Genomic DNA, 2,685 nt, shown 5'->3' with positions numbered 1-2,685 from the left:
AGCCATCTCATGATTTCTTTTTCTTCCTTTCCTTAATGGAAAGGTAAGCATTAATTATAGCCCTTTTATCTTTCTCTGGCAAGCTTGGAATATCCTTGAAAAGGCTGATTAATTCTGCTTCCTTTATCCCTAACTGCTCAAGTTTAGACTCCATCAAAAGGCCATCCAATTGCCTGAATGGAACGCCTAAAGCCTTAGCAATCTTTCTCAGCTTCTCCTTAGAAGGAATAAACCTTCCACTCTCAACATCAGAAACATAGCTATTAGTTACATAACCAAGCTTCTCAGCCAATTGTTGCTGAGTTAAACCCTTTGCTTCCCTTAATTTTCTTAATTTTTTACCAAACGTCATATCGCTTTCTACCGATGTTAGCATTGGCAAAAAGTGATGTCAAGAGGTATTCACTTCTAATACGTTCTTTAAATTTCTCTCCCCTAGGATAAAGTTATTTAATTTCAAGAGAGCGTATTTGCCCAAATCAATGGTTCACCGGAAAAGAAATAAGTTTCTCTCTAGCCCTTGCTTTTTATAAAAGACAAGGCGATATGAATCGCCTTGTCTTGCACTCTTATTATGCGCGCGCTGCGCTTGCGTGAATAACGATAAAGATTGAAAAGAGAGTCTTCATTTTTCAGACCACCTAGTGTATTTAATTACCAGTGACATGAAAATCAAAGAATATAGAAACAATATGGATGCTGGTGCGATGATGTGCGGGCTCTGGTTTAGGGCGAATTGATAGCTTAATAGATGAGATAATGAGGCGGTGGGCACCAGTAAGGCGGGTACGTAGCCCATTTTGGAAGTACGCTGACCGGATAGTACACTGGTGGCAGCATTATGAGAAGATTGTAGAGGATGTTAGCAATAGCACTAAGTTTGGCAGGATCTCTGGCAAAGTTACCTAACCAGAATCCAAAAAGAGTGCCTAAAAACCAAGATAGTATAAACACTGTGAAAGCATGAACTATCAACTCACCTACATATATCGCCATCATTACAAACACTGGTATTGCGGGCAAGGCGGCATTCAATAAGGCTCCAATGCCGCATCCTAAAGCATACTCTAATGGATGTAAAGGACTTACAACGAATATGTCTTTAATTCTGTAGTAGTGTTTGTGAAAAAACAGTTGTTGCGAAACAGCATTTGCACCAGCATTCCACGACAAAGTTACTGTGGCGCCTATCAAAGCGTAGATTTCAAAACCTTTACCTATAACAAGTGCAAATATTATGTACATTGAAAATGGTATTATGAGCTGGTTGACTATCCAAAGCTTGCTGGCTAAAAACCAAGAACTGTAAATTCTCATGACACTAAGGACTCTAAGAAGCTTCATCTTTCATCACCGATTAGACATGAGTTCTATGAAAACATCTTCTAGGGTTACTCCTTTAATAGTAAATTTTACTCTCAACTTAGAAAGCTCGGATATTAAATGCTGAAGTTCTTCAGAACTTCTTATGTAAATCGTAATTCTTCCGCTTTCGTAAAGGAATTTGACATCCATATTCTCCAGATAAGTTTCGAGATCTTTACTCACTTCCCCGATAAAGACTCTATATTTATAGAGTCCAACTTTGCGCAATAGTTCTTTAACAGAGTCCAAGGCTAAAATCCGACCTTTGTTGATTATAAGTACTTTTTCAGCAACTGTTTCAGCTTCGCTTATTAAATGAGTGCTCATGATGATGCCATGATCTGTGCTAAACTTATTAATTATGTCATAAACGGCTCTTCTCCCCATAGGATCTAAACCAGCTGTAGGTTCGTCTAAAATTAGAAGTTCGGCATTTGTAGCCATAATTGCGGCTACTATAACCCTTTTCTTTTCACCACTGCTAAGTGTGAGGCATTTCCTTTTTCTAACATGTTCTAGTCGTAAAAGCTCCAATGCATATTTTGCTTGCTTTCTACTTTCATTAATTGACATGCCACGCGCTACTAAATACCAAGACACAAATTGCTCCGGCGTTAGATATGGATCTGGATAAGAATCTTGCGGCACAATTGCAACTCTTTTTCTGATTTCGTTAGCTTGCTTAACAACATCGAATCCGAGAACGAAAACATCTCCCGATGTAGGTAAGAGAGCAGTCGACAGAATTCTAAGCAATGTGGTTTTACCAGCACCATTAGGACCAGCGACCATCAAGCTACATTTACGATCGATATTAAAACTGATATTGTCAAGCGCAACAATATTGCCCTCATAGATTTTAACTAACTTTTGAGTACTTATCAAACTAAGCTCCTCTTGAATGCATATTCCTGAATTGTAAAATATAAAGTGAGCTACAAGGGTGGAAACCTTCAGTCATTATTCTGCAGTGTTCCTTATTCGCAATGGCACTAATGACAACAAGCGCCAGAACATTGCACTTCATTTATCATTCTGATCTATGAGTCCTTGCTTGACCATCCTTCGGTGATTATCCATCTGTACCTCTCTTCTTTGTAGAGTCTGCAACACAAGTCTCCTGGAATGACCATATTTCCGGCTTTTTGAAACGCCATAGCAGGACAAATGCCATAACAATCATCTTTACATATGCATGCACTACAAGGCACTTTTCTTTCTAGAAGCTTCCACGCGTTAACGAATTTTTTTCGGAAAAGCTTGAATTCATTGGATGTCCATATTTCCTCAAGTCGTTGTCTCTTCAGGTTACCCATTTTG

4 protein-coding genes are annotated in these 2,685 nt (G+C 38.7%); all 4 read right to left on the bottom strand.

Annotated elements, in window-relative coordinates:
• Nucleotides 1-7: 7 nt before the first annotated feature.
• Nucleotides 8-352: a helix-turn-helix transcriptional regulator gene (locus QMD21_07510; protein ID MDI6856609.1), complete on the bottom strand. Its 345-nt coding sequence runs from the start codon at nt 350-352 to the stop codon at nt 8-10.
• A gap of 392 nt (nt 353-744) precedes the next feature.
• A complete protein-coding gene (locus tag QMD21_07505; protein MDI6856608.1) occupies nt 745-1,344 on the bottom strand; it encodes an ABC transporter permease in 600 nt (199 codons plus the stop codon).
• 6 nt (nt 1,345-1,350) lie between these two features.
• Nucleotides 1,351-2,250 (bottom strand): ABC transporter ATP-binding protein, encoded by a 900-nt coding sequence (locus tag QMD21_07500; protein ID MDI6856607.1) that lies wholly within the window; start codon nt 2,248-2,250, stop codon nt 1,351-1,353.
• A 155-nt stretch (nt 2,251-2,405) separates the two neighbouring features.
• Nucleotides 2,406-2,685: SPASM domain-containing protein (locus QMD21_07495; GenBank protein ID MDI6856606.1), on the bottom strand; the 280-nt coding region annotated here is incomplete at its 5' end.

The sequence above is a fragment of the Candidatus Thermoplasmatota archaeon genome (assembly GCA_030018475.1).
GTDB lineage: Archaea > Thermoplasmatota > JASEFT01 > JASEFT01 > JASEFT01 > JASEFT01.
This window is presented reverse-complemented; position numbering and strand designations above follow the sequence as displayed.

Coding starts and splice junctions, on each gene's coding strand:
- QMD21_07510 (MDI6856609.1), bottom strand. CDS start 352: ATGACGTTTGGTAAAAAATTAAGAAAATTAAGGGAAGCAAAGGGTTTA.
- QMD21_07505 (MDI6856608.1), bottom strand. CDS start 1,344: ATGAAGCTTCTTAGAGTCCTTAGTGTCATGAGAATTTACAGTTCTTGG.